The 4,830-nt window shown below is 76.3% G+C and carries 2 protein-coding genes; both read left to right on the top strand.

From position 1 onward, the window contains the following. Positions 1-18 precede the first annotated feature (18 nt). Positions 19-4,464 carry a type I polyketide synthase gene (locus tag BBK14_RS08380; protein WP_083390804.1) on the top strand — a complete coding sequence of 1,482 codons (4,446 nt, stop codon included), beginning with the start codon at positions 19-21 and terminating at the stop codon, positions 4,462-4,464. A 75-nt stretch (positions 4,465-4,539) separates the two neighbouring features. Further along, on the top strand, positions 4,540-4,830 hold a 291-nt coding region (locus BBK14_RS08385), incomplete at its 3' end, for a polyketide synthase docking domain-containing protein (RefSeq protein ID WP_131802195.1).

The raw sequence follows: 4,830 nt of genomic DNA on the forward strand, positions 1-4,830 counted from the left end.
CGGCCGCGGCGGGCGGGTGTGTCGTCGTTCGGGGTGAGCGGGACGAACGCCCATGTGATCATCGAACAGGCCCCAGTCGCATCGGCCGAACCGGCTGAAACAGAGGTACCAGCCGGACCGGTCGTTCCGGTCGTGCTGTCGGCGGCGTCCCGGGAGGCTCTGCGCGGGCAGGCCGGGCGGCTGGCGGACTTCGTCCGGACCAGGACCGACGTCCCGGTGGCCGCGGTCGCCGCGACGCTGCTGACCCGCGCGCGGCTCGGCCAGCGCGCGGTCGCGGTGGCCGCGGAGCGCGGCGAGCTCGTCGCCGGCCTGGAGGCGCTGGCCGGTGATCTTCCTGACCCGGCCGTGGTCTCCGGGGCGGCGAGCCCCCGGGGCAGGGGCCCGGTCTTCGTGTTCCCGGGCCAGGGCGCGCAGTGGGTGGGCATGGGCGTCGGCCTGCTGTCGGGTCCCTCGGTGCCGTCGTCGGCGTTGTCGTCGGTGTTCCGGGAGACGGTGGACGAGGTCGCCGGGGCGCTGGCGGGGCTGGTGGACTGGTCGCTCGTGGACGTCCTGCGGGGGGCGGGGCCGGACGGGGCGCTGGAAAGGGTGGAGGTGGTCCAGCCGGCGTCGTTCGCGGTGGCCCTGGGCCTGGCGCGGGTGTGGCGGGAACTGGGGGTCACCCCGGGCGCGGTGGTGGGCCACTCGCAGGGAGAAGTGGCGGCGGCGTGCGTGGCGGGAGCGTTGGGCACGGCCGACGCGGTACGGGTGGTGGTGGCCCGCAGCCGGGTGGTGGGCGCGCGGCTGGCCGGCCGTGGCGGGATGGTGTCGGTGTCCCTGCCCGCGGCGGAACTGGCTGGTCTGCTGCCACCGGGGGTGGAGGTGGCCGCGGTCAACGGTCCGGGAACGACCGTGATCTCGGGCGCCTCTGCGGCGTTGGCCGAGCTGGTGGCGGCGCTGGAGGCGCGGGGCGTGTGGGCACGGTCGGTGGCGGTCGACTACGCGTCGCACTCCGCCCAGGTGGACGCCGTGGCCGAGGAGCTGGCGGAGCTGCTGGCGGGGGTGCGGCCGGAGTCGCCCCGGATCCCGTTCTTCTCCACGGTGGAGGGCCGCTGGATCGCGGGAGCGGAGCTGACAGGCGACTACTGGGTCCGCAACCTGCGGCGGACGGTGGGCTTCGCCCAGGCGGTCGGAGTCCTGGCGGGCGAGGGGTTCCGCTCGTTCGTCGAGGTCGGCGCCCATCCGGTGCTGGTGCCCTCGATCGGTGAGGTGCTCGAGGAGGCCGGGTTCGGTGACACGGCGGTGGTGGGATCGTTGCGCCGGGGCGAAGGCGGCCCCGAGCGGCTCCTGCGCTCCGCGGCCGAGCTGTTCGTGGCCGGCGTCCCCGTCGACTGGACGAAGGCGTTCCCCGCCGCCACGCTGCGGGCCGCCGGCCGGCTCGGCGCGGCGGCGGAGCTGCCGACGTACGCCTTCCAGCACGAGCGTTACTGGCTCGCGCCGGGAGCGCCCGTTTCCGGTGACGTGACCGCCGCCGGGCTCGACGCGACCGGTCATCCCCTGCTCGGCGCCGCGGTCGACCTCCCCGGCTCGGCGCCCGACGCGGCCGAGGTGGCGTTCACCGCCCGGCTGTCGGCGCGGACCCATCCCTGGCTGGCCGATCACGCGGTGCGCGGCGTGCGGCTGCTGCCGGCCACGGCGTGGATCGAGATCGCGTTGCACGCGGGAGACCGCGTCGGCCACCCCGTACTCGACGAGCTGTTGATCGAGGCGCCGCTCGCGGTTCCGGCCGAGGGCTCGGTCACCCTGCGGGTGATCGTGGACGGGCCTGACACCGATGGTCGGCGCCCCGTGCGGCTGTACGCCCGCCCGGACGGCGCCGCCGCGCCCGGGGACGGCGACAGCGACGGCGACGGCGACGGCGACGGCGACGGGACCGAAGGCACCGGCACCCGGTGGACCCGCCACGGCACGGGGCTGCTGTCGGCCGAGGTCACCGAGCCCGGACACGGCTACGAGGCATGGCCCCCGGCCGAGGCCCGCCCGGTGGACCTCGCGGACTTCTACCCGCGGCTGGCCGACCGGGGATACGACTACGGCCCGGCGTTCACGGGGCTGCGCGCCGCCTGGACGCGGGGCCGGGAGGTCTTCGCCGAGGTGGAGCTGCCGGCCGCCGAGGCGTCCGCAGAGCCCCCCGGCGCGTACGGTCTGCACCCCGCGCTGCTGGACGCCGCCCTGCAGGCGACGAACCTCGGCGCGGTGCCCGCAGCCGAGGAGGGGCACGTCCTGCTGCCCTTCGCCTGGAGCGGCATCCGTCGCTTCTCCCCGGGCGTGACGGCCCTGCGCGTGCACGCCACGCCGAGTGATCTCGCCGCCGCCCCCGGGTCGCACGGGGTGAGCGTCCGGATGTCCGACCGCGGCGGCGCGCCCGTCGCCGAGATCGGCTCCCTGGTGCTGCGCGCGACGCCGCTGGCGCAGCTCGACCGGCTCGACCGTTCGGCCGGCAGCGGTGGGGCGGGGACCGCCGAGGCGCTGTTCCGGGTGGAATGGGTCGGCGTACCGACCGGCCCGGTCGGTACGCCGCTCGGAAGACCCGCGGCGTTCCCGGCGGCGGGCGCGGAGCCGCCGGAGGTGGACGTTCTCGACGTCACCGGCCGCGCGAGCGTTGACCCGACCGCCGTCCGCGCGCTGGTCGCCGACGTCCTGGAGGCCCTCCAGAAGCGGCTCGCGCCGGCCGGGGGTGCGCCAGCCGTGACCGCCCCCGGCCACGACTGGCGGGTCCCGGACGGGCCCCTGGTGATCCTCACCGACGATCCCGCGGGTGAGCCCGCCTCGGCTGCGGTGTGGGGCCTGGTCCGCTCGGCGCAGGCCGAGCATCCAGGGCGGTTCGTCCTGCTCGGCGGTGCGCCGGAGGAGTCCCGGGCCGTGCTGCCCACCGTGCTGGCGAGCGGCGAGCCGCAGGCGGTCGTGCGGGATGGGCAGGTGCTGGTGCCCCGCCTGACTCGCGCGGCGCGGCCCTCGGCCGACACGTCCGCTCCGGACGGTGCCTCGCCGCTCAGCGGCATGTCGCCGGTGGACGGCACCACGCTGGTCACGGGTGGCACGGGAACCCTGGGAGCGATCGTCGCGCGAGAGCTGGTGCGTACGCACGGTGTCCGGCACCTGGTGTTGCTCAGCCGCACCGGCGCGGCCACACCGGGCGCCCCCGAGCTGGTCGCGGAGCTCCGCGACGCCGGTGCCGCGGTCGAGGTGGTCGCCGCCGACGCGGCGGACCGCGAGGCGGTGCGGGCCCTGCTGGCGGACATCCCGCCCGCGCACCCACTGACCGCGGTCGTCCATGTGGCCGGGGTGGTCGACGACGGCCTGGTCACCTCACTGGACCGGGGACGGCTCGACTCCGTCTTCCGGCCGAAGGCCGACGCCGCCTGGAACCTGCACGAGCTGACCGCGGAGCTCGGTCTCGCCGCCTTCGTGCTCTTCTCCTCCGCCGCCGGCGCCTTCGGCGGCGCGGGGCAGGGCAACTACGCCGCGGCGAACGGCTACCTCGACGCGCTCGCCGAGTACCGCGCCGGCCTCGGACTGCCCGCGGTGTCGGTGGCCTGGGGCCTGTGGGAGCGGGCGAGCGGCCTGACGGCGAGTCTGACACCGGCCGACCGCGACCGGATGGCGCGGGGCGGTGTCCGCGGCCTGTCCGACGCCGAGGGTGCCGCGTTCTTCGGCGCGGCGCTGCGGTCACCGGACGCGGTGGTGGTCGCCGCCGCGGTCGACGTGCCGGCGTTGCGGCGGCGCGCGTCGGCCGGCGGGCTGCCACCGCTGCTGCGCGGACTGGTTCCCGCGCCGGTACCGGCCGCGGACTCGGCGGCCCCGGACAGCCCCGGCGGTATCACCGGTACCGGCAGCGCCGGCGCCGCCTCAGCCTCGGGTCAGCCGGGGCGGGCGTTGGCCCGGCGACTCGCCGGCCAGGCGGAGCCGGAGCGCCGGCGCGTCCTGCTCGATGTCGTCCGTGCCCACACCGCGACGGTCCTCGCGCACCGGTCGGGGGACGCGGTGGGTGTCGGCCAGACGTTCCAGGAGCTCGGGTTCGACTCGTTGACCGGCGTCGAACTGCGCAACCGGCTCGCCGCGGCGGTGGGGGTGCGGCTGGCCGCGACGATGGTCTTCGACCATCCCACCCCCGCCGCGCTCGCCGAGCACCTGCTCCGCCTGCTCGACCTGGACGGTCCTGACGACCCTGACAGCCATCACGGTCTGGACGGCCCCGGTACTCCGGCGGTGCGGAACTCCTCGGTGCTCGACCAGCTCGCCCGTCTGGAACGGGTCCTGACCGGGGCCACGGACGCCCGGATCGCCGTCCCGGACGAGGTGGCCACCCGGCTGCGGGCGCTCGCGGCATCGCTGGGCCCCCGGCGCGACGACGGCGCCGGTCTCGACCTGACCTCCGCGACGGACGACGAGATGTTCGAGCTGCTCGACCGCGGACTCGGTTCCTGAGGTCCGTCCTTCCCGATCGCTCCGTACGCCCCCGTAAGTCCCGAGCAAGCCCTTCCACCCGAGGGAGGAGTCACCATGCCCGCCGACAGCACCCGCACGGTCGACACCCGCACGGCCAGCAGCAACTCCGCCGACAACTCCGCCGAGAACCGCGGTGCCGAACTCCGCAACGGAACAGCGAGTGACGACCGGCTGCGCGAATACCTGCGCCGGGCCCTCGCCGAACTGCAGCAGAGCCGGCGCCAGCTGCTCGACCTGGAGAACGCCCGGCACGAGCCGGTGGCGATCGTGGGTATGGCGTGTCGGTTGCCGGGTGGGGTGGTGTCGGCGGAGGGGTTGTGGGATGTGGTGGCGGGTGGGGTGGAT

Origin of the sequence: Parafrankia soli (genome assembly GCF_001854695.1) — a bacterium.
Lineage (GTDB): Bacteria > Actinomycetota > Actinomycetes > Frankiales > Frankiaceae > Parafrankia > Parafrankia soli.